Origin of the sequence: Orrella dioscoreae, assembly GCF_900089455.2 — a bacterium.
Classification (GTDB): domain Bacteria; phylum Pseudomonadota; class Gammaproteobacteria; order Burkholderiales; family Burkholderiaceae_B; genus Orrella; species Orrella dioscoreae.
The window spans coordinates 3,819,876-3,842,006 of record NZ_LT907988.1 but is presented as its reverse complement, the minus strand read 5'-3'; the positions used below and the strand labels follow the sequence as shown (position 1 = coordinate 3,842,006).

General features: G+C 69.0%; 20 protein-coding genes. 8 read left to right on the top strand and 12 right to left on the bottom strand.

What is annotated here, in order from left to right:
* Positions 1-83 precede the first annotated feature (83 nt).
* The 3 genes from ODI_RS17800 to ODI_RS17790 all read left to right on the top strand — a co-directional run bounded on the left by ODI_RS17800 (position 84) and on the right by ODI_RS17790 (position 1,770).
* Positions 84-962, top strand: coding sequence for a LysR family transcriptional regulator (locus ODI_RS17800; protein ID WP_067748748.1), 879 nt, complete (start codon positions 84-86; stop codon positions 960-962).
* Positions 963-1,039: 77 nt separating this feature from the next.
* Entirely contained in the window at positions 1,040-1,306 is a 267-nt protein-coding gene (locus ODI_RS17795) for a hypothetical protein (protein WP_067748751.1), read from the top strand.
* Between the two features lie 5 nt (positions 1,307-1,311).
* Positions 1,312-1,770 (top strand): YaiI/YqxD family protein, encoded by a 459-nt coding sequence (locus ODI_RS17790; protein WP_067748754.1) that lies wholly within the window; start codon positions 1,312-1,314, stop codon positions 1,768-1,770.
* Positions 1,771-1,801: 31 nt separating this feature from the next.
* Here ODI_RS17790 and ODI_RS17785 read toward each other — a convergent pair whose 3' ends face one another.
* From ODI_RS17785 to ODI_RS17770, 4 genes are read right to left on the bottom strand one after another with little or no spacing between them, the layout of a single operon-like run.
* Entirely contained in the window at positions 1,802-2,686 is an 885-nt protein-coding gene (locus tag ODI_RS17785; protein ID WP_067748756.1) for an alpha/beta fold hydrolase, read from the bottom strand.
* A complete protein-coding gene (gene leuD, locus ODI_RS17780; protein ID WP_067748759.1) occupies positions 2,683-3,336 on the bottom strand; it encodes a 3-isopropylmalate dehydratase small subunit in 654 nt (217 codons plus the stop codon). The genes ODI_RS17785 and leuD overlap by 4 nt, the downstream gene beginning before the upstream one ends.
* Positions 3,333-4,745 carry a 3-isopropylmalate dehydratase large subunit gene (gene leuC, locus ODI_RS17775; RefSeq protein ID WP_067748761.1) on the bottom strand — a complete coding sequence of 471 codons (1,413 nt, stop codon included), beginning with the start codon at positions 4,743-4,745 and terminating at the stop codon, positions 3,333-3,335. The genes leuD and leuC overlap by 4 nt, the downstream gene beginning before the upstream one ends.
* Before the next feature lie 59 nt (positions 4,746-4,804).
* Complete coding sequence (locus ODI_RS17770) at positions 4,805-5,797, bottom strand: tripartite tricarboxylate transporter substrate binding protein (protein WP_067748763.1); 993 nt, start codon at positions 5,795-5,797, stop codon at positions 4,805-4,807.
* 143 nt (positions 5,798-5,940) lie between these two features.
* Here ODI_RS17770 and ODI_RS17765 point away from each other — a divergent pair, with 143 nt between their 5' ends.
* Complete coding sequence (locus ODI_RS17765) at positions 5,941-6,864, top strand: LysR substrate-binding domain-containing protein (RefSeq protein ID WP_067748766.1); 924 nt, start codon at positions 5,941-5,943, stop codon at positions 6,862-6,864.
* Between the two features lie 19 nt (positions 6,865-6,883).
* Here the strand turns inward: ODI_RS17765 and ODI_RS17760 are convergent, their stop codons facing one another.
* From ODI_RS17760 to ODI_RS17745, 4 genes are read right to left on the bottom strand one after another with little or no spacing between them, the layout of a single operon-like run.
* Complete coding sequence (locus ODI_RS17760) at positions 6,884-7,279, bottom strand: DUF2894 domain-containing protein (RefSeq protein WP_067748768.1); 396 nt, start codon at positions 7,277-7,279, stop codon at positions 6,884-6,886.
* On the bottom strand, positions 7,276-7,920 hold the full coding sequence (locus ODI_RS17755; protein ID WP_067748770.1) for an OmpA family protein: 645 nt from the start codon (positions 7,918-7,920) through the stop codon (positions 7,276-7,278). Before ODI_RS17755 ends, ODI_RS17760 begins: the two co-directional genes overlap by 4 nt.
* Positions 7,917-10,541: a DUF802 domain-containing protein gene (locus ODI_RS17750; RefSeq protein WP_067748772.1), complete on the bottom strand. Its 2,625-nt coding sequence runs from the start codon at positions 10,539-10,541 to the stop codon at positions 7,917-7,919. Before ODI_RS17750 ends, ODI_RS17755 begins: the two co-directional genes overlap by 4 nt.
* Before the next feature lie 25 nt (positions 10,542-10,566).
* A complete protein-coding gene (locus tag ODI_RS17745) occupies positions 10,567-11,277 on the bottom strand; it encodes a DUF3348 domain-containing protein (protein WP_067748775.1) in 711 nt (236 codons plus the stop codon).
* Between the two features lie 166 nt (positions 11,278-11,443).
* On the opposite strand from ODI_RS17745, the gene ODI_RS17740 reads away from it, so the two are divergent.
* The 4 genes from ODI_RS17740 to ODI_RS17725 all read left to right on the top strand — a co-directional run bounded on the left by ODI_RS17740 (position 11,444) and on the right by ODI_RS17725 (position 16,650).
* A complete protein-coding gene (locus ODI_RS17740) occupies positions 11,444-11,947 on the top strand; it encodes a sigma-70 family RNA polymerase sigma factor (protein WP_067748777.1) in 504 nt (167 codons plus the stop codon).
* Positions 11,944-12,936 carry a FecR domain-containing protein gene (locus tag ODI_RS17735; protein ID WP_067748779.1) on the top strand — a complete coding sequence of 331 codons (993 nt, stop codon included), beginning with the start codon at positions 11,944-11,946 and terminating at the stop codon, positions 12,934-12,936. The genes ODI_RS17740 and ODI_RS17735 overlap by 4 nt, the downstream gene beginning before the upstream one ends.
* A 114-nt stretch (positions 12,937-13,050) precedes the next feature.
* Entirely contained in the window at positions 13,051-15,492 is a 2,442-nt protein-coding gene (locus tag ODI_RS17730) for a TonB-dependent siderophore receptor (protein WP_231968085.1), read from the top strand.
* A gap of 258 nt (positions 15,493-15,750) precedes the next feature.
* Positions 15,751-16,650 carry a hypothetical protein gene (locus ODI_RS17725; protein ID WP_067748784.1) on the top strand — a complete coding sequence of 300 codons (900 nt, stop codon included), beginning with the start codon at positions 15,751-15,753 and terminating at the stop codon, positions 16,648-16,650.
* Between the two features lie 18 nt (positions 16,651-16,668).
* Here the strand turns inward: ODI_RS17725 and ODI_RS17720 are convergent, their stop codons facing one another.
* The 4 genes from ODI_RS17720 to ODI_RS17705 all read right to left on the bottom strand — a co-directional run bounded on the left by ODI_RS17720 (position 16,669) and on the right by ODI_RS17705 (position 22,022).
* Positions 16,669-17,934 (bottom strand): PepSY-associated TM helix domain-containing protein, encoded by a 1,266-nt coding sequence (locus ODI_RS17720; protein ID WP_231968084.1) that lies wholly within the window; start codon positions 17,932-17,934, stop codon positions 16,669-16,671.
* 20 nt (positions 17,935-17,954) lie between these two features.
* Positions 17,955-20,426 (bottom strand): TonB-dependent siderophore receptor, encoded by a 2,472-nt coding sequence (locus ODI_RS17715; protein ID WP_067748787.1) that lies wholly within the window; start codon positions 20,424-20,426, stop codon positions 17,955-17,957.
* A 122-nt stretch (positions 20,427-20,548) separates the two neighbouring features.
* The gene (locus ODI_RS17710) at positions 20,549-21,526 is read right to left on the bottom strand and encodes a FecR domain-containing protein (protein WP_067748790.1); all 978 of its coding nucleotides are present in this window, start codon (positions 21,524-21,526) and stop codon (positions 20,549-20,551) included.
* Positions 21,510-22,022, bottom strand: a complete 513-nt coding sequence (locus ODI_RS17705; RefSeq protein ID WP_067748792.1) for a sigma-70 family RNA polymerase sigma factor — start codon at positions 22,020-22,022, stop codon at positions 21,510-21,512. Before ODI_RS17705 ends, ODI_RS17710 begins: the two co-directional genes overlap by 17 nt.
* Positions 22,023-22,131: the final 109 nt, after the last annotated feature.

Here is a 22,131-nt window from a genome sequence, read left to right as displayed (position 1 = left end):
AAAACGAAGGCGCAACGCTAGCATTCCCGCATCGATGCCATCCAATGCTATTTTGGATGCGATCGATACTTCAGGGGCATTGAATGGACAGCCGCCAGATGGGCTATTTCGTTGCGCTGGCCGAAACGCTGCATTTCGGACGCGCCGCGGCGCGCGTGAACATGAGCCAGCCCCCTTTCAGCCGGCAGATCGCGGCGCTGGAACGTGAACTGGGCGCAACACTGGTGGCGCGCAATTCGCGCAACGTGGCGCTGACGCCGGCGGGGCAACGTTTCCTGGCGGATGCGCGGGCGGTGCTGGCGAAATTCGATGCCGCCTGCCGCGATGCCCGGTTGGTGGCCGAGGGCAAGACCGGCGAGCTGCGGCTGGGGTTCATGATGCACGCGGCGCAGGGTGTGGTGCCGAAGCTGGTGCGGCGGTATGTGGCGCTACGGCCTGACGTGCGGCTGGTGCTGGAGGAAAATACGCCGGCCGACATCGACGGGATGCTGCGCGAGGGCAAGCTGGATGCCGCCATCACTTTCGACGCGCCCCTGCCGCCCGGGCTGACAGCTTTGCCCCTGCTGCGGGACCGGCTGCGGCTCATCGTGCCGTCCGGACATGCCCTGGCGGGGCGCAAGCGCGTCGGGCCGAAGGATCTGGCGGGAGAGGACCTGATCGCCGCGCCGGCGGCGGCGGTGCCGACGCTGCGCGCGGCGATCCTGGCGTATTGCCAGTCGGGTGGGGTCCCGCCACGCATCATCCTGGAGCCACGTTTGCAGCACACCATCATCCGCCTGGTGGCGGAAGGCTTGGGCATCGCGCTGGTGCCTGCGTCCTTGTGCAGTGAGCTGGCGCCGGGCGTGACGTCACTGCCGTTGCAGGGCGCGCCGGAACTGCTGGTGGTGCTGGCCGTGCAGGCGGCGTCGGGCAATCCGGCGGTGGCGCCGCTGGTGGCGCTGGTCAAGGGGCAAGGCGGCTGAGCGCGCGCGGCCTGGCCTGTGGTACAAGCACGCACCACGCGCCGGGCATCCGTCCGGCCGCGTTTCCCGGATCCGCCATGAAAAAGACCGACCTCGAAAAGAACAAAGCCCTGAAGATCGTGGGCAGGATGAACGCCGCCGTGCCGCCCGGCCGCGTGCCGGGCGCCGCCGCCGCGCCCGACCGCCGCGAGCAGCGCAAGCTGGACCAGGCCGCTGGGCTGGTTTCCTTCCCGGTGAAGCTGCGCCAGCCCCTGATCGACGCGCTGCGCGCGCGCGCCGACGCGGACGGCGTGCCCGTCAACGAGCTGGTCAACACGCTGCTGGCCGACGCGTTGAAGGCCTGACCCCCATGCAGATATGGGTGGACGCGGACGCCTGTCCCGTCGTCATCAAGGAAATCCTGTTCCGCGCGGCGCAGCGCTGGGAGCGCCACGTGACGCTGGTCTCCAACCAGATGCTGCGCACGCCGCCCTCGCCCTGGCTGCGCGCGATACAGGTGCCGCGCGGCTTCGACGTGGCCGACAGCTACATCGTCGAACACGTCCAGGCCGGCGACCTGGTCATCACCAACGACATTCCGCTGGCGTCCGAAGTGCTGCACAAGCAGGCCATGGTGATCAACCCGCGCGGCGAGCGCTACACGCTGGACACCATTCGTGAACGCCTGGCAATGCGCGACATGATGGAAGAGCTACGCAGCGTGGGCGTGGAAACCGGCGGACCCTCGGCCTTCAGCCAGGCCGACCGGCGGGCGTTCGGCAATGCGCTGGATGGGGTGTTGCAGAAGGCGGCGCGGCCTGGCGCGTAATGCTGCCGGACAAGCAGCGCCGGTCCGCTGCTCAGCCCAGAAAGTCCCTGGCCTGGGCCAATACAAGGTCAGGCACTTCCTCCGCCAGGTAATGCGCCGCGGGCAATGCCTCGCCCGACACATCGTCCGCGATCGCGCGCCACAACGCCAGCACGTCGAAGTTCGCGCCCACCGCGCCGCGCGCGCCCCACAGCACGCGCAGCGGCTGCGTCAGCCGCTCACCGGCCACGCGGCCGGCCCTGTCGTGGTCCAGGTCGATGAAGGCCGAGGCGCGGTAGTCCTCGCACACACCCGTGGCCCAGCCGGGCAGTTGCGCGCACCGTTGATACTCGGCCAGCGCTTCAGGCGAGAAATGAGCCAGGCCGCCCGGCCGCCCGCCCATGATGCTGCGCACATAGAACCCGCCGTCGCGCTCGATCAGCGTCTCGGGCAACGGCGCGGGCTGGATCAGCCAGAACCAGTGGTAATAGGCGCGCGCGAAGGCCTGCGTGGTGCCTTCATACATGTCCAGCGTGGGCGCAATGTCCAGCAGCATCAGCCGCGTGACCTGGCCGGCATGGTCCAGCGCCAGCCTGTGGGCGACGCGCGCGCCGCGGTCGTGGGCCAGCACGGCGAACCGGGCGTGCCCCAGCCCCTGCATCAGCGCGGCCATGTCCTGCGCCATGACGCGCTTGGCATAGTGCGCGTGGTCGGGCGTGGCGGGCGGCTTGTCGCTGTCGCCATAGCCCCGCAGGTCAACGGCGACGCAAGTGTGGCGCCTGGCCAGTTCCGGCCAGACACGGTGCCACATGACGTGGGTCTGCGGGTGGCCGTGCAGCAGCAGCAAAGGCGGGCCGTCGCCCGCGATGCGCGCGGCCAGCGTGATGCCGTTGGCCGTGATGCGTTGCACGGGCAGGTCGAACAGGGCATGGCTCATGCGGAGAGCTCCTCGGCGTCCAGGCGTTGCCGGGCGCGCAGCACGATGTCGCGGGTCCAGGGCTGGCGTTGCCAGTGCGCGGCCTCGAAGCGATCGATGTCCTGCTGCTGCGCCAGGGTCGCGCCGACCATGTCCTGCCCGTCGGCGAACATGCGGCGGTGGCGTTCGCCGAGTGTAAAGCCGGCCCGCCAATCGCCGGCCGTGACCGTGCCCGCGAAGAGGTCGATCTCCACGCGATTCGTGGCGGGTGTTGCCACGCGTGCGATCAGGGACTCGACCTCGGCCGGCGCCAGCGTGACCAGCAGCAGGCCGTTGTTCAGCGCGTTGAAATAGAAGATCTCGCCGAAGCTGGGCGCGATGATGGCGCGGATGCCGAACTGCTGCAGGCCCCACACGGCGTGTTCGCGGCTGGAACCGCAGCCGAAGTTGGGGCCGGCCACCAGCACACCCGCGCCCTGGTAGGCGTCCTGGTTCAGGACGAAGTCCGGGCGCGGCGCGCTTTGCGCGTCGAAGCGCAGGTCGTACAGCAGGCCGCGATCCAGGCCGGCCTTGTCGATGATGCGCAGGAATTGCTTGGGCATGATCTGGTCGGTGTCCAGGTTGCTGAATGGCAGCGGGGCGGCAATGGCGGCGATGCTGGCGTTGCTCATGACTGTGAGTCCTTCTGGCGGATATCGACGATGCGGCCGGCCAGCGCGGCCGCGGCGGCCATGGCGGGACTCATCAGGTGCGTGCGGCCGCCGCGTCCCTGGCGGCCTTCGAAATTGCGGTTGGTGGTGGAGGCGCAGCGTTCGCCGTCGCGCAGCACGTCGTCGTTCATGGCCAGGCACATCGAACAGCCGGGCTGGCGCCATTCGAAGCCCGCCTCGATCAGCAGGGCCGCGATGCCTTCTGCTTCGGCCTGCCGGCGCACGGCGCCGGAGCCGGGCACGACCATGGCGCGCACGGTCGGCGACACTTTCCGGCCACGCACGACCTCCGCCACGCTGCGCAGGTCCTCGATGCGCGCATTGGTGCACGAGCCGATGAAGACGCGTTCCACGGGCACGCCGGCGATGGGCGTGCCGGGCGGCAGGCCGATGTAGTCGACGGCCTTCTGCAGCGCCAGCCGCGCCAGCGCGTCGGGTTCGCTGGCGGGATCGGGCACGCGGCCGTCCACGGGCAGCGCCTGGTCGGGGCTGGTGCCCCAGGTGACATAGGGCGCCAAGGTGGCGGCGTCGAAGACGTGCTCGATGTCGAAGACGGCGTCCGTGTCGCTGTGCAGCGTGCGCCAGTAGGCACAGGCCGCGTCGGTCACGAGATCCGGCGCCCGCTGGCGCACGTAGGCCAGCGTGGTGGCGTCGGGGGCGATCAGCGCGGCGCGCGCGCCGGCTTCCACCGTCATGTTGCACAGGGTCATGCGGGCCTCGGCGCTCAGGGCGTCGATGGCGCTGCCGGCATATTCCACGGCGTGTCCACGCGCGCCTTGCGCGCCAAGGCGATGAACCACATGGATGACGAGATCCTTCGCCGTCACGCCCTCGGGCAGTCGCCCGTCGACGCGCACCCGCAGGTTGCGGGCCACCCGATAGACCAGCGCCTGCGTGGCCAGCACGTGCTCCACCTCGGACGTGCCGATGCCGAAGCCCAAGGCGCCCAGCGCGCCATAGGTGGTGGTGTGGCTGTCGCCGCAGAGCACCACCATGCCGGGCAGGATCATGCCGAACTCGGGCGCCACCACGTGCTCGATGCCTTGCAGCGGGCTGTTGGTGTCGAAGAGCGTGATGCCGTGCCTGTCGCAATTCACGCCCAGGTTATCGGCCTGCCTGGCCGACAGGTCGTCGTGGATCACGCGCACCGGCACCGGGACCGGATGCGTGGGAATCACGTGGTCCACCACGGCCAGCTGCTGGCCGGGCCTGCGCACGGATGCGCCACGTGCGGCCAGGCCGCTGAAGGCCTGCGGGCTGGTGTACTCGTTCATGATGTGCAGGTCCGCATAGAGCAGCACGTGCTCGGCGTCCAGGCGGCTGACCGTGTGGCTCGCCACCAGCTTGTCGTAGAGCGTCATCCCGGGCATGGGATTTCCTTTTTTCAACAGAGAGGCGCCGGTCCCCTGCGGCCCGGCGCGGGAAGGGATCAGGGCGTGGCCACGATGCCGGCCTTTTCGATGATGCCGGCCCAGCGGACGACCTCCTCGTTGACCAGGGCGTCGGTGTCGGCCGGCGACTTGATCAGCGGTTCGAAGCCTTCGCGCTGCATGCGTTGCGACACGGCTTGCGTGCGCAGCGCCTCGGCCAGCTTGCCGTTCAAGGCATCGATCACGGACTGCGGCGTGCCGGCGGGCGCGCTCACCACGAACCAGGTGTTGAATTCGTAGCCGGGCAAGCCCGATTCGGCGATGGTGGGCACGTCAGGCAGCAACGGCGAGCGGGTCGTGCCGGTGACGCCCAGCGCCTTCAGCTTGCCGCCGTCCACCTGGGGCTTGGCCGCCGACAGCACGGGAAAGCTCATCTGCACCTGGCCGCTGATGGTGTCGAGCATGGCCGGGCCGCCGCCGCGATAGGGCACGTGCAGGATCTGCGTGTTCGATACCGACTTGAAGAGTTCCGCCGCCATGTGGAAGGTGCTGCCGGTGCCCGCCGAACCGAAGCTCAGCGCGTTGGCGGGTTGCGCGCGCACATGGTCGAGCAGCGCCTGTACGTTGTCGACGGGCAGGCTGGATGTCACGGTCAGCACGTGCTGCGAGGTGGCCACGGCCCCCACCGCGCGCAGGTCCTTCTGCGTGTCGAAGCTCATGTCCTTGAAGAGCGACGGGTTGATCGCCAGGGACATGGTGTTGATGGCCAGCGTGTAGCCGTCGGGCCGCGCGCGCGCCACCGAGGCCATGCCGATGTTGCCGGAGGCGCCGGCGCGGTTTTCCACCACGATGCTCTGGCCCAGGGTCTTGCCCCAGGCGTCGGCGATCAGGCGCGCGGCGATGTCCACGCTGCCGCCGGGCGCGAAGGGCACGACGAGCGTGATGGGGCGTTGGGGGAAATCCTGGGCGGCGCTGGCCAGGGCCGGGGCCAGCGCGGCACAGGCCAGCGTGGCGGACAGCGCAAGACGGGTCAGGCGTCGGGTCGGGTTCATGGTGGGTCTCCTCGTTGTTGGAGTCCTGGCGGGTGCCGGCTCCTTGTTTGTCCAACGAGTGTATGGCCCAAGTTGCTTCTTATAATTAAGTTAAAAATACACTGTTGGTAAATTGAATTTAATAATTGGCGGCAGGAGCGCCCATGGACGGACTCTCCGATCTGGCTTTCTTCGCGCTGGTCGTGCGCCACGGCAACCTGTCGGCCGCCGCGCGCGAACTCGGACTGACGCCGCCCGCCGTCAGTACGCGCCTGGCCAACCTGGAGCGCAGGCTGGGCGTGCGCCTGCTGAACCGCAGCACGCGACGTATCAGCGTGACGCAGGAGGGCGAGGTCTATCTGGCGGGCGGGCGGCTCATCCTGGCTGAACTGGATGCCCTGGAGCGCAGCGTCACCAGCGCCCGCGCGCGGCCCCAGGGCTTGCTGCGCGTGAACGCCACCTTCGGTTTCGGCCGCGTGCACATCGTGCCGGCGGTGTCGGACTTCGTGCGGCAGTACCCCGACGTGGACGTGCAGCTGCAGCTGACCGACAGGCCGATGAACCTGATCGAGTCAGGCCTGGACGTGGGCGTGCGGGTGGGAGATCTGCCCGATGCGCGCCTGACCGGCCGCCGCATTGCCTCGAACCGGCGCAGGCTGTGCGCCGCGCCGCGTTACCTGGCCACGCACGGCGAACCCGCCACGCCGCGCGATCTGCTGGGACATCGTTGCATCGTGGTGCGGGAAAACGAGCTGGCCTATGGCACCTGGCAACTGCAATCGGGCCAGCGCCATGAAACCATCAAGGTGCGCGGGCCGCTCAGCGCAAACGATGGACAGGCTGCCACGCAATGGGCGTTGGACGGGCACGGCATCGTGTTGCGCTCGGATTGGGAAACGGCTGAACTGGTTCGCGCGGGGCGGCTGGCCGTGGTGCTGCCGGAGTGGCATCCGCCCGCGGCGGACGTCCATGTGCTGTACCCGGAGCGCCTGAACCTGCCGGCCAAGACCGTGGCCTTCGTGGAGTTCCTGGCCCAGCGGTTTGCCAGGCATCTGCGCGCGCCGGGGGACGAGGGCGTGGCGTGGTAGACGCTGGCGCCGCCGTCTTTCAACGGGCCTTTGCGCCCCGCGTGCTCTTGCGGGCGCCCGCCATGGCCGGATTCCTCGGCGCCACGCTGCTTTCCACCAATTCCTCCATCCACGACAACGTTTCGGCGTAAGCCAGGAACTGCCGCAGATAGTCCGGCGACTGCGCGCGCATCAGCGACAGCGAACGGTGGATGAGATGGCTGGAGTTCAGCGGCCCGGCATTGTCGGGCACCTGTTCTTCCGATTGGCGCAGCTGCTGGTCGGCGCCCAGGCTGGCCCAGAGCTCGCGCAACTCATCCAGCAGCGGCAGCTCGGGGTAGGCCGCCTGGAAAGGGCTGCCCTCGCGTTGGCGAACGATGTCGTCGCACAGCAGGCCCAGGGGGCCGCGTTCGCGGGACACGTCTGGCGCCGTCATGGCGCGGGCGCCTCGGTGGCGGCGGGGCGGGGCAGCGGGGCGATCTCCACGCGGCGGTTGCGCGCGCGGCCGGCCTCGTCGTCGTTCGACGCCACGGGTTGCTCCGAACCGAAAGCCGCGGCGAACACCGAGCTGGCGGGCAGGCCTTCATCGATGAGGGCGCGCGTGACCGTCAGCGCACGCTGCGCGGACAGTTCCCAGTTGTCCGCGAAGCGGCGGTTGTTGCCGTGCACGGGCCGGTCATCGGTGAAGCCGCTGACCATCAGGATTTCGTCGCGGCTGCGCAGGTATTCGCCCAGCGGCGCGGCCAGGCTTTTCAGCACGTCCAGGCCTTCGGCCTGCAACTGGTCGGAATTCAACGCGAACAGGACGTTGCCGCTGATGCCGATGCGCCCGTCCACCAGCGTCACGCGGCCCGCCAGCAGGGGGCCGGCCAGCGCTTCTTCCAGGGTCTGGCGGCGCTGGGTCTCGGCTTCACGTTGCGCCACTTCTTCCTGCAACCGGGCCGAGAGTTCCAGCTGGAAGCCGATCACGCCCACCAGGATGAGCACGAAGGCGCCCAGCAGCACCGACATCAGGTCGCCGAAGACGGCCCAGGCGGGGGCGCCGGGCTCCACGCCCGCGTCGAGATCGTCTCTCATGCCGCCTCGGCGCCGTCCGGATTCCTGCTTTCAGCGGCGCGCTTGAGCTCGGTGATGATCTGCTTCTGCGACAGCAGGCTCAGGTCCACGACCTCGCGGGCCTGCGCCACGTAATAGGCAAGCTGCTCGTCGCTGCGTGCCAGCGACTTGTCCAGCGCGGCTTCGACGCGCGCCAGGTGGGCCACCAGCTTTTCGTTGGCCGAGTCGAAGGCCTGGACCGAGGCGCCGAAGGCGTCGCCCAGGCTGCTGACCTGCGTGGCGCTGCCGGCCACCTGGTCGGCGGCTTCGGACAGCTTGCCGGTTTCCGACTGCACGGCCTGCGACAGCTTGTCGGTCTCGGACAGCACGGTGTCACGGAACTGGCTGCCCACGCGTTCCATGAGGTCGGACGAGGTGCTGATGAGCGCGTCGATGGCGCCGCGTTGCTCGGTGCAGGCCTGGTTCACCGCGTCGTGCAGGGTGCGCAGGCTTTCCATCAGGCGCGCGCGCTCGTCCAGCATGGCGTTGTCGCGGGCCATGCTGTCCGACAGGCGGTCGCGCAGTTCGGCGATGACGTCCGCCGCGGCCTTGGGCGCCTCGGCCGCGGCCTGCATCAGGCGGGCGATCTCGGCCAGCGTGGTGGTGGCGTGTTCGCGCGCGCGCTCGGCAATGTCATCGGCGCTGCGCGACAGCGACGCGCTGACCTCGCGCTGTTGCGCGGCGGCGTGTTCACCGGCTTGCTGCCAGGTGTCGCGCAGCGACGCGGCGATGGTGCGCAGCTCGCCGGTCCATGCGGCCAGGCGTTCTTCGTCGCGCGCGGCCAGTGTGTCCTGCAGGGTCTGGCGGGCGGCCTCCGCCGCGCGCACGGTGTCGGCGGACTGCTGCGCCAATTGGGCGGCGGCCGCATCCAGCATGGCCTGGTTCTGCTCGGCCAGCTTGCCGTTGGCGCTTTCGTGGCGAGCCAGGGCCTCGGTCCAGGCTTGCGAGAGCTGCGTCGTGACCTCGGTCATGCGCGTGTCCATGCCGGTCAGCAGGGCGCCGACGCTCTTCTCCAGCGTGCCAGCCGAGCGTTCCAGCGCATAGCGCTGCGTGTGCATCAGCGTGTCGCTGGCCTGCTGGTGATCGGCCAATGCCTGACGCCAGGTCTCGGTGACGGCCTGGGTGGTGGCTTCGAGCTGCACCGAGGCGATCTCGGCCACGGCAGCCAGCTTTTCCGCTGTGGAATCGGTGCCGGCATCCAGGCTGGCACGGATGCCGGCGGTGCTGGTTTCCAGGTTACGGGTGATGGCGCCGGTGCTGGTTTCGAGATTCGCGGCGATGGCGCGCGTGGTGTTGTCCAGGCTCGTGGCGATTGCGCGGGTGTTCTGGTCCAGGCTGTCCGAGATCGAGGCGGTGCTGGCAGCCAGGTTGTCCGCGATGGCGCGGGTGCTGGTATCCAGGCGCGTGGCGATGTCGGTGCTGGTGCCGCTCAGGTTGCCGGCGATGGCGGTGGTGGCGCTTTCCAGGCGCGTGGCGATGGATGCCGTGGTGTCCTTCAGGTTCGTGGCGATGCTGGCGGTGCTGCCTTCCAGGTTCGCGGCGATGGCCTGGGTGCTTTGCGCCAGTTGCTGGGCAATGGCGCCGGTGGCGGTGTCCAGGCGGGTGGCGAGGGTGTCGGTGGTCGTGCCCAGGCGCGTGGCGATGGCGTCCACCTGCTGTTGCAGCGTCTGCGACACCGAGGCCTGCCAGGTGGCGGTTTCGCGGGTCAGGCCCGCCAGCGTGGCCTCGGCGGCGGGCTGGATGGCGGCGCCGGCGGCGCGCGCGCTTTCCGCCGCGCTGTCCTTCAGGGCCTGGCCCAGCGTGTCGGCCAGGCGGGTGTACAGCGTCTCGGTCTTGCCGTGGAAGGCGTCCTGGCTGGTGGACAGGCGCTGGCCCAGGTCCTGGTGCTGTTGCTGCAGCGCGGCGGTCAGGCCGCGCAACTGCTCGACCAGCGCGGGCAGGATGTCGGCCTGGCGCTGGGACAGCGCCAGGGCTTCGTCGCGCCGGTGCGCGGCGGTAAAGGGACGCAGCGTGGTGCTCACGCTGGCGTCCAGGCTGCGGGACACCTCGGCGCGTTCGCGACGGGCGAGGGCGGCCAGCAGACCCAGCATGGCCGAGGTGGCGACGCCCGCGACCGAGGTGCCGAAGGCAAAGCCCAGCCCCTTGATGGGCGTGGCCAGCGAGGCGCGGATGGCCTGCAGGTCGGCGGCGCTTTCCAGCGCGGCGCCGGTGCCGCGCAGCGTGGCGACCATGCCGAGGAAGGTGCCGAGCATGCCCAGCAGCACCAGCAGGCCGACCAGATAGGGCGTGAGCGCCGGGCCGGGCAGGCCCACGCGTTCGCCGTCCACGCGCAGGCGCGTGGCGGGGCGCAGGCTGGCGGGCAGCGCGTCCAGCCAGTCATTCAAGCTGGCGGGCGGCGCGGTCAGGCCGGCCAGCGCCTGCGAAAGGGCGCTGGTGTGGCGCTGGTACTGCAGCAATTCCAGCGAGCCTGCCAGGTAGCAGACGCCGATCAGCACGGTGACGGCCAGCGCAAGCGGGTTGCTGCCTACGTAACCGGCGGCGATCCAGCCCACGACGGCAAGGCCCGCCAGGAAAACGGCACATCGGAAAAGCGTTCGGGTCATGGGGTCTGTCTTGTCTATGTTGTTGTCAGCTGCCGCGCAACGCGGCCAGCAGTCCTTCCACGGGCTGCAGGCGGACGTCGAGCTCGGCACGCAGCACGCCGCGCATGTCCTGGCGGAACACGTCCAGCCAGGGGCCGGCTGCGATCGGCGCACTGTCGTCCTCGCCATCGGTCCGCGCCGCGATATCGTCGTCGCGCAACTGGCGGAAGCGCCGTTCCAGCACGGTGGGAATCTTGCCGAACAGCACGCGTTCGCGCGGGCTCAGGGTGCGTTCCATCAGCGCATCGACGACGGCCAGCCGGGTCATCTCTCCGGCACGGGCGGCCAGCATGGCGCGCAGGCGGACGCGCAGCGGCGAGATCGCCGTGTCCATCGTCTTCTGCAGGAAGACGTAGTGCTGGCGATAGGCCACGTAGTCGAGCGCGGGGGCGGGCGCCGGGGCGCCCGGCCTGCCCCTGAACGGACTGTCGTCATCGATGGCGCCGGCAAGCGTGGCGCGCAAGCGTTGCACCTCCAGGCCTTGCTCGTCATCGAAGACGGGCGCGCCGGGAGGGACGGGTGGCGGTTCGCCGTTGTGCGCGGCTGACAGCGTGATGGCGTCGGACCAGCCCAGCCACTGGCTCAGTCGGTCTGGAAGCGCCTGTTTGCTTTCAGTTGCGTCGATGTCCGCCAGGCGAGCCAGCAGGCGAACCAGTGCGGGGCCGCTGAAGCGCGCGCGTCGGGAGGCTTCTGCCATACAGCGGGAATCAAAAAGCCTGAAGTTTACACGCGGGGGCGTTGTGCATGACCGTCAGGTTGGAAATGGGGACAACCTAAAGATTTTGTGCTGCGCGGGGCTTTACTTCATAATTGATAAGAATTCTCATTATTTTCTTCCCCAGTCCTTTCCCGCTCCCCATTCAATGACCGACCTATCCGCGCGCCAGACGGTGGAGGCGCTGTATCTCGCCCATCACGGCTGGCTCAGGGGATGGTTCCGCCGGCGCCTTGGGGACGCATTCGCGTCCGCCGATCTGGCGCACGACACCTTCCTGCGCCTGATGACCTCGCGGCGCGTGCATGCCCTGCGGGACGAGCCGCGCGCGCTGATCACGCATATCGCCAAGGGATTGCTCGTCGATCACTGGCGTCGCCGTGACGTCGAGCAGGCCTACCTGGACGCGCTGGCGCGGGTGCCGGAGGCGGTGGCGCCGTCGCCCGAGGCGGGGGTGCTGATCGTCGAGGCCCTGCTGCGCGTGGATGCGCTGCTGGACAGCCTGCCCGCCTTCACGCGTGACGTCTTCCTGATGGCGCAACTGGACGGCATGACGCTGCGGGAGATCGCGGAACGGACGGGCAAGCCCGCCATCACGGTGCGCCGCCATATCCACCGCGCACTGATGGCCTGCATGCTGGCGGCGGAATGAGCACCCTCGTGACGGATGACGGGGCGGCGCTGCCGGTAGACCCGGCATTGCTGGAGGAAGCCGCGGAGTGGGTGTTGCGCCTGCGTTATGAGCGCCCCGGCGCGGCTGACCACCAGGCCTTCGAGGCCTGGCTGGGACAGGGCGAGGCCCAGGCGCGTGCCTGGGCGCGGGCGGAAAAGGTGCTGGGCGCATTCGACGCATTGCCCGCGGGCATCGGCCCCCAAGCCGTGCGCCTGGCGCAGCGTCGGGGCGCCAGGCGCACGGCAAACCGCCGCGCGGTCCTGCGCGCCGGCGCGGGCCTGGTGCTGGCCGCACCGGTGGCCTGGTTGGCGTGGCGCGAACAGCCCTGGCAGGTATGGACGGCCGACCTATCCACCGGCACGGGAGAGCGCCGGTCGCTGACCCTGGATGACGGCACGCAACTCGTGCTGAACACCGCCAGCGCGGTGAGCGTGAGATTTACCCCCACGGAGCGGCGGCTGGTGCTGCATGCCGGGGAAGTCTTCGTCGAGACGGGTCACGCCGACCCGGCGGGCCGTCCCTTGCGGGTGGAAACGCCGTGGGGTGAGGTCGAGCCGCAAGGCACCCGCTTCACGGTGCGTCGCCTGGCGCCGGGCGTGCAAGTGGCGGTGTTTCAGCATGCCGTGCTGTGGCGACCCGTCACGGGGGATGCCATCCGCTTGGGCGCGGGCGAGCAGGCGCGCTTCCTGCCGGGGGCCGAGCCCGTCCAGTCCGTCGTGGACGCGTCTGCGCTGCTGTGGCGCCAGGGCATGCTGGTGGCGCGCAACATGCGCCTGGCGGACCTGTTGGCCGAGCTGGGCCGCTACCGTCCCGGCGTGCTGCGCTGTGATCCGGCGGTGGCCGACCTGCCCGTGTCCGGCGCCTTGTCCCTGGCCGACACCGACGCGGCGCTGGACACGCTGCAAGGCCAATTGCCCTTGCGGGTGAGGCGTTTCAGCCGCTACTGGGTATCGGTCGGCCCGGCCTGAAATAACTTCGCCAGACAGTGATCACTTTTTCCTTCTCGTCCGGAGAGAGAGAGGAAGGCGCGTTGCCCGGCAATGCGCATCCCTCCACTTTCCCGACCTAAGGACGTTCCCTTCATGGCTCGCCAACGCGCGCTCGCCGCCAGCGCTTCCCACCCGGCTGCTTCTTCCGTCAATTCCCGCCGTGTCCCCGGCCTGCGCATGCTGGCGCTGTGTGCCGCCTTGGGCGCCGCGTTGCCTGGCGCCGCCTGGTCGCAGACGTCGCCGGCCCCGGCGCAGCAGATCGCGGCGGGTGCGCTGGGCGACGTCCTGGCACAGTTCGCGGCCGGCGCGGGCGTGCAACTGGTTTTCGATCCGACCCTGCTGGCAGGCCGCCAAAGCGCCGGCCTGCGTGGCGACCATGGCGTACAGGAGGGATTCGACCGCCTGTTGCGCGGCAGCGGCTACCGCGCCGTGCCGCGCGGGCCCGGTCGTTATGGGCTGGAGCCGGTGCCGGCCTCGTCGGCGTCGGCGTTGGCGCCGGTCACGGTGCTGGGCGTGGCGCCCATCGCCACCAGCGAAGGCTCGGGCAGCTATGCCAGCCGCGCGGTCACGATCGGCAAGGGCGGCCAGACCCTGCGTGAGATTCCGCAGTCGGTATCGGTGGTGACGCGCAAGCAGATGGACGACCAGAACCTGAACAGCCTGTCCGATGCCATGCGCAACGTCACCGGCATCACGGTCGAGACGCTGAGCACGGGCATGAACATGTCCGGCTTCATTTCGCGCGGCTACTCGCTGGACGCCATCCAGGTCGATGGCCTGTCGGCGCCCGCGGGCAGCGGCAACCTGTCCACGGGGTTCGACCTGGCCATCTATGACCGCATCGAAGTGCTGCGCGGACCCGCGGGCTTGTACCAGGGCAGCGGCGAGCCCGGCGGCAGCGTGAACCTGGTGCGCAAGCGTCCGCTGGAAACCTTCGGCTTCGAGGCGCAGGCCAGCGTGGGCACCTGGGATTATTACCGCGCCGTGGCGGATCTCAGCACGCCCTTCGACGAGGCGGGCAAGGTGCGTGGGCGTTTCATCGCGGCCTATGAGGACCGCGGTTCATTCGTCGACCGCGTCGATTCGCGCCGGCCGACGCTGTACGGCATCATCGAGGCCGATCTGGGCGTGGACACGACCGTGGCCGCGGGCATCACGCACCAACAGGCGCGCGGCCGGCCGGCCTTCGGCTTGCCTGCCTATGCCAATGGCGACCTGCTGGACGTGAAGCGCAGCACCAATGTCAGCGCGGACTGGACGCGGCTGGAAGAGGACACCACCGAGCTCTTCGCCGATCTGGAACACCGGCTGGCGCAGGGCGGCCGCATCAAGGCCAGCGTGTTCCATCGCGACACGGACACGCCCGCGCGGATCTTCACGTGGCCGAACGCGCCGGTCAATCCGGCCAATGGCGACACGAACATCATCGCGTGGTCCTATCGCAACCACTGGCAGACCACCGGCGCCGACCTGAACCTGAACCAGCCCTTCACGCTGTTCGGCCGTGAGCATTCCCTGCTGGTCGGCGCGGACTATACCTATACGCTGAAGAACTTCAGCTACGGCGGCGGCAGCGTGTTCCCGACGAACATCCACGCGCCGGTGCGCAACCCTGCCGAGCCGGAGATGGACCGCGTGAACGGCAACGAAGGGCGTGTCAGCCAGGTGGGGCTGTACTCGCGCGCCAACATCGCCGTGACCGACTGGCTGAAGGTGATCGGCGGCGCGCGACTGACGTGGTGGAAGAACGACGCGCGCAACAACAATATGTACTTCGGCGAGTTCAACCAATCCGTCGACCGGATCAAGGGCCGCCCGGCGCCCTATGCGGGCATCGTCGCCGACCTGACCCCGACGGTCTCCGCCTATGTCAGCTACACCAGCATCTTCCAGCCGCAGACCAGCACCGACGCGCAGGGCAATACGCTGAAGCCGCGCCAGGGACGGCAGTGGGAGACCGGCCTGAAGGGCGCGTTCCTGGATGGCCGCCTGAACGCCCACGCGGCGGTGTTCCAGATCGTGGACCGCAACCGCGCCATGGCAGATCCCGACAATCCCATGTTCTCGATTGCGGCGGGCCGGGTGCGCAGCCAGGGCTTCGAGACGGAGATCAGCGGGTCGCCGATGCCGGGCTGGGATGTGACGGCGGGCTACGCCTATACCCAGACCAAATACCTGGAGGCGCCGGTCACGCAGAAGGGCCTGGCCTTCAACACGCTGACGCCGCGCCACGCCATGCACCTGTGGACGCGCTACGCCTTCCAGGATGAGGCGCTGCAAGGTTTCAGCGTGGGCGGCGGGGTGCGCTACCACAGCGGCTTCCATCACCAGGCGGGCAACGTGCGCTGGGAGCAGGGCAGCGTCACCCTGGTGACGGCGCAACTGGGCTATGCCTTCGACAGGCATCTGGACGGCACGCTGACGGTGGAGAACCTGTTCGACCGGAAGTACTACGAGAAGCTGGGCGGCGCGACGCGCCAGAACTATTACGGCCAGCCGCGCAGCGTGATGCTGAATCTGCGTTACCGCTACTGATCGCGGACGGCGTGCCGCCGCCGGCCCGCGCCTGCAGGATTGGCCGCAAGGGTGATGCCAGTATTCATTTTGCGCGGCCCAAGCGCTTATTTATTTCCAAACATTATTTCAGAAGGCTTTTGTTTAAAGCGGGTCCTTGCGAAAAAAACCATCGCTGGTATCTTTTGCTGGCGCGCTGGTGTTGCCTGCCACACGTTTTCATATCCGGATGAGTTTTTCGTAGTGCCGATTTTCTGTGCCTCCAACAAAGGAATCGTCATGCAAAATACCCAGACATCCATCTCCTCCTCCCCCTATGGTCACGGCGGCCTGGAGTCCTCCCGATCCGCCGTGTCGTGGGGGGCAGTCGTCGCCGGGGCGGTCATTGCCGCCGCGGTATCGGCATTGCTCCTGACCGGCGGCTCCGGTTTCGGATTCCTCTCGGTTTCGCCGTGGCGTGACGAAGGCGCATCGGGCACCACGCTGGCGGTCGGGTCGATTGCATGGCTGTTCGCGACGCAGGTCATCGCCTATGGCATTGCAGGTTATGTGACGGGCCGCCTGCGCACGAAATGGACGGATGTCAATAATGACGAAGCCTATTTCCGGGATACCGCGCACGGGTTTCTCGTCTGGGCGCTGAGCGCCCTGGTGGGTTTGATCCTGGTCGGTTCGGCACTCTCGTCCGCCGTCTCGGGCGCCGCCAAGGTGGGCGGGGCGGTGGCCGGCGCGGGCGCCAGCGCGCTCACGGCGGCGGCGGGGCAAGCCGCGCAAGGGGAAGGCGAGGGTCTTTCGCTGGACTACTTCACGGATGCGTTGTTCCGCGCCGACGATCCCGCCGCCACGGGCGCGCCGGGCGACACTCGCCAGGAGGCGTCGCGCATCCTGGGACGCAGCCTGTCCACCGGCCAGCTCTCCGAGGCGGATCGCGCGTACCTGGTGAAGTTGATCGCCCGGGAAGCGGGCGTGGACGAGGCCAGCGCGCAGCAACGCCTGAAGCAGGTCGAGGACCAGGCCAGGCAGGTGGCCCAGGAGGCCGAACAGAAGGCCCGCGAGGCCGCCGATACCGCGCGCAAGGCCGCGGCGGCGTTTTCCTTCTGGGCGTTCGTGTCGATGCTGGTCGGCGCCTTCGTGGCAAGTTTCTTTGCCACGCTGGGAGGCCGGGCACGGGACCGCTGAGCGTGCCGGCTGCCTGGCCTACCGGTACTGGCCTGAGGGGCCGCCGGGGGGCCTGGCATGCCGCGCGCGGCGCTTGCGCAGCCATATCAGCACGCCGGTGACGGTAAGCAGCGCAGTGAGCAGGCCGGTCAGCGCGACGAACACCTGGTAGGGGCGTCCGAAGACATGGGCCATGTGCAGGGCGCCCAGCCAGTTGCTGACGGTGTTGCCCGCCGGTCCGCCGGTGGGCAGCCAGCGTCCCAGCGCCTGGCCCGTGTCGGCGTCGATCAGGATCGCCGTGTTGCCGACGGTGGGCCGCAGGTCCAGGGTGGAGTGGACGAGATAGGCGTACACGCCCCGGCGCCTGTCCAGTTGCAGGCGTTCCTCGGCGTTGACGCGCATGCCTGTCTCGCGCGCCAGTTCCTGCATGGCCTTGCGTGCCGCCGCGTGCGCGGCAGGCCAGTCCAGGCGGGGTCGCAGGACGGGCGACGAACGCATGGGCACGCTGCGCCAGGAGTCGTCGAAGTCGAGGAACAGGCCCATGACGGGTCGGAACACCGGCTCGCGCAGGTTGAACATCACGCTGGACCAGGCGAAGAGCAGCAACACGGCCCAGCCCCACAGGCCCCCCGCGCGATGCAGGTCCAGGGTGGCGCGGTAGGCGCCCGCCCCCCACTTCAGTTGCCAGGCCGGTCGCCATTTCTGCATGAAGGGCCGGCCCCTGGGCAAGGTCAGCCACGCGCCCGCGAAGCAATCGAGGGTCCAGAGCAACGAGATCACGCCCAGCAGCAGCGTGCCCCATCTGCCGGGCAGTGCCAGCGAATGGTGGATGACGAAGAGCGAGGGCACGACCTGCGCGGCGGATACGCCCAGTCTTTCCCGATACCGCCTGCCCTGGATCTTGCCGGTGTGCGGGTCCGCGTAGATCTCGTCATGGCCCAGCACGGCGAACGTACCCGTGGCGAGGTCGGGGTTGGGGGCCACCGGAAAGCGGACGGTCCGGCCAGGCCGCAAGGCCAGCACGACGGCATCGACCCTGGCGAGCGGTCCCAGCTGGGCGGAGACGCGTTCGCGCAAGGTGTAGGGATCCAGCAATGGCGTCCTTGCATCGCTGTCGGCGAAGAACAGCTCGGGCGCCAATGCCTGGTCCAGTTCCTCGCGAAAGGCCAGCAACGTGCCGGTGATCGCGGCAATCAGCAGGAATGCCGCCATGAGCAGGCCGACATAGCGGTGCAGCAGCACGAGGTGCTGCCGTTGCAGGCGCGGCAGCGCAAGGCCCGCGCCGGATTCGGCTTGCCGTCCCACTGTATGCGCCCGCTGCGTCTTTACCAGCGGTAGGCTGCGCGAGCGATGGCGCTGCGGCCTTCGCCATAGAAGCAAGTGGTGGTGGCGTAATAGCAGGACTGCACGTAGCGCTTGTCGAGCAGGTTGTTGACGTTCAGCGTCAGCGTCCATGGCCCGGTCTCGTAGCCCAGCATGGCGTCGACCACGGTATAGGAGGGCAACCTGGCATCGGTGGGCGTGGTGCCGAGCACGTAGCCGCTGGTGCCGATGATGTGGCGCGCGCCCGCGCCCGCCTTCAGGCCGGGGGCCACTGCATCGCCGAAGCGATAGACCCCCCACAGCGCGATCGTGTGGCGCGGCACGCCGGGTGGGGCGGTGCCCGCATCGCCTGCGTTGCTGCGCAGGATCTTGGCGTTGGTGTAGGTATAGGCGCCGATCAACTGCCACTGCCTGGCGATGTCGGCCTTCGCTTCCAGCTCCAGGCCCCGTGACCGGATGGCGCCCGTCTGCACCGAATAGCCCGGATGCAAAGGATCCGCGGTCAGCACGTTGCTGCGGCGCAGGTCATAGACCGAGGCGCCGAACATGTAGGGACTGGACGGTGATTCGAACTTCACGCCCACTTCGTACTGCCTGCCCTTGGTGGGTTCGAAGGTGTCTCCGTTGAAGTCCACCGCGCCGGACTCGGGCTCGAAGGAGGTGGCGGCGCTGACGTAGGGCGCCCAGCCGTTGTCGAAGAGATACACCAGGCCCGCGCGGCCCGTGGTGGCGCTGTTGCGGTCGCGCAGCTTGAGGCGGCTTTCCGGGCTGTTGGCCGCGCCGGTGGTCAGGACGCCATCGATCGTGCTGCGGCTGCGGTCGTGTCGCACGCCCGCCATCACGACCCAGCGCTGCGCGATCTTCATCTGCTCCTGCAGGTAGAAGCCCATTTGCGAGGCATCGGTATCCAGCACGCGGCTGGAGCGCGCGTTGGGAATGATGGGTGCGCCATAGACCGGGTTGTAGAGATCCAGTGCCGCCACCTGGCCCCGCCGTTCGTCGCGCACCCAGGGGGTATAGGAATAATCGATGCCGGCCAGGGTCGTGTGCGCGATATTGCCGTGGCGCCAGTTGGCCTGCATCTGGGTGTCCACGCTGAAGGACTTGTATTCGTCCGAGCGGATGAAGCCGAAGCGGTTCAGCAGCCGCTGGTTGGGTTGCATGGCGGCGCCGTAGGCGGAGTTCCAGGTCATGTCGGATCGGTAGTAGCGCGCGTTCTGCCGAAACGTCAGCGTGTCGTTGAACTTGTGTTCGAACAGGTAGCCGACGGTCCAGGTCTTGGTGTCGTAGTCGTCGAAATCGGGTTCACCGGTGAAACGATCGCGGGGCAGCCGGCCATTGGGGTTGTCGCGCAGCGTGCCGGCCACCGGCAGCCCCCAGTTGTACAGGGTGCGCGTGTGCTGATAGCTGGCCAGCAGCGTCAGCGAGGTATGCGCGGCAGGGCGCCAGGTCAGCGCGGGCGCGAGGTACTGGCGGTCGTTCGGGATGTAGTCGGTCTGCGTGTCGGCATCGCGCGCCATGGCGGTCACGCGATAGCTCCAAACCCCGTCGTCGTCCAACGGTCCGCCCAGGTCGATGCCCACCTGTTTGTGATCGTGGCTGCCGCCCTGCAGTTCGATCTCCCGCAGCGGCGTGTCCGTGGGCCGCTTGGTCGTCACGTTGATCAGGCCGCCGGGCGTCACCTGGCCGAACAGCACCGAGCCAGGGCCGCGCATGACCTCGATGCGCTCGATGCCGTAGGGTTCGACGGTCGAGGCATACATGGCCGGGGATTGCCGCATGCCGTCCCGGAACACCGGCGTATTGGATGTGGTGGCAAGGCCTGCGGCGAAGCCGCGCATATTGAACGAATCGTCGGTCAGGTTCACGCCGCGCGTGCCGATGAGGCCGGGTGTGTAGCGCAGCGCATCCTGCAAGGCGGGCGCCACGCCCTGGTCCTGCATCTGGTCGCGGGTGATGACGCTGATGGCCTGCGGGATCTCGATATTGGGCGTGTCCGTCTTGCTGCCCGTCAGGCCGCGTCGCGCCAGGTAGCCGGTCGTCGCCGCGGTGGGGTCTTCGCGCACGGACCCCACGACGGTCACCGGCGTCAGCGTGGTGGCGGCGCCCGGGCCGGCAGCAGGCACGGCGCGCAGCGTATACGCGCCCGAGACGCTGCGTGTCGCCTGCAATCCCTGGCCGCGCAGCAGGACGTCGAATCCTTCGGCAACGCCGTACCTGCCTGCCAGCCCCGCGCTGGTCTTGCCTTGCAGCAAGGCGCTGGGAGCGGTCAGCTCGATCCCGGCCTGGCTGGCGTATTGCGTCAGGACGGCGCCCAGCGATCCCGGGGCAACGTCGAATTGCCGGGCGGCAGCCAGTGCGGGCGGGTCCGCCTGCGCCTGCGCGGGGAGGCTGCACGCCAAGGACAGGGCGAGGGTGGCGGCAAGTCCGGCGCTCAGGCGGCGGCCGGGGAGGGAGGGCAGGCAGGGTGCCATGGTCGGAAGATCCTCGTGGAAACAGCGGTTCTGTCTGTTTCCCGAACGAGGGGCCGGTAACCCGTAAAGCTTCCTCACCAGAGTTTGTTTCTTTTTGTAATTTCCTGCTTGCCCGCCTGCCCTCATCCTGGCTGGAGCGTGACCCAATACCGTGTGCGGCGGATCAGTTGCAAGCCCAGTCCCTCTGCCAGGTTGGCCAGCGTGCGGTCGGTGTCCGTCAAGGAGAAAACGCCCGTCACCCGCAACTCGGAGAGGGCCGGGTCATGGCGCAGGAGGCCGGGGCGATAGCGCGAGAGTTCCGCCAGCAGGTCGGCCAGGCGCATGTCCTGCGCCACCAACTGGCCCTGCCGCCAAACGTCCTGCCGCAAGTCCAGCACGGTGGGTGCGTGGGCCGCGCGGGTGGTGTAGCGGGCGCGTTGACCGGCCTCGACGCGCACCGCCACGCCGTGGGCCCGGGCCGGCCGGATATCCACGGCGCCTGCGTGGACTGCCGCCACGGAGGCATCGTCTTCCTGCTGCACGCTGAAGACCGTGCCCAGCGCCTGGACCGTGCCCTGCGCGCTTTCCACGCGCAGGGGGCGGCCGGCGGGATCGCTTGCGGTCTCGACCAGGACGCGCCCGCGCAGCAGCAGGATGCGGCGCTCGTGTTCGTCATAGCGCAGATTGACGGCGGAGGCGGTATCCAGCACCAGCCGGGTGCCGTCAGGCAGCGTGAGGTCGCGGATTTCCCCCGTGGCGCTGCGGGCGTCCGCCGCCATTGCCTGCAGGGCGGGCGCCTGGCGTGCCAGCGGATAGGCGAGTGCGGCGGTACCGGCAAGGCCCAGCGCTGCCAGTACCCGGCGCCTGGCGGCGGGATCGGGGGTGGGCACGCGCAGTGCGTGTTGGGCGATGCCGCGTGGCACGCCGTCGAATTTCTCGTGCATGGCCTGCAAGCGGCGCCAGGCCTGCTCGTGGTCGGGATGCGCGGCGCGCCAACGGGCGCAGGCCGCGCGATCGGCATCCGCTGCGTCTTCCGACCACAGGCGTGCCATCCATTGCACCGCCTGGTCCACCACGGCGTCGTCCGGCGCGCCGGCGCCAGCGTCAGCCGCGGGCGTCATACAGCGCCTGATAGCAGGCACGCAGGGCGGTGGCGATGTATTTCTCCACCGACGAGAGCGACACGTTCAGCCGGACGGCGATCTCGCGATAGCCCAAGCCTTCCAGCTTGCACAGCAGCAGGGCGGCACGCGCCTTGGGCGCCAGGCCATGCAGGATCGTGTCGAGCTCCACCAGCGCCTCGATGGCCAGCGCACGGTCTTCCTCCGACGGGGCATGCGCGGCCGGCAGCAGGCTCACGGCATCCAGATAGGCGGCTTCGATGCGGCGGCGGCGATGGAGATCCACCACCAGGCCGTTCGCGATGCGCGCCAGGTGGCAGCGGGAGTCCGCCTCCGACGGCGTGCGGCCGGTGACCAGGATGCGCACGTAGGTATCGTGCGTCAGGTCCGCCGCGTCCGCCGCGTCGCCCAGGCGCTTGCGCAGCCACCCGCGAAGCCAGCCATGATGATCGGCATAAAGCGCTTCGATGGCAGGCGCGGAAGAGAGCGGGGGCATGGGGGAGGGGCGGGATGTGAATGAGAATAGGTTTCGATTATCTTGAAGAATCCCTCGCCAGGCAATAGCGCGCAGTCTTCCGCCCGGCTTGTCCTCGCCGGTCGCCGTG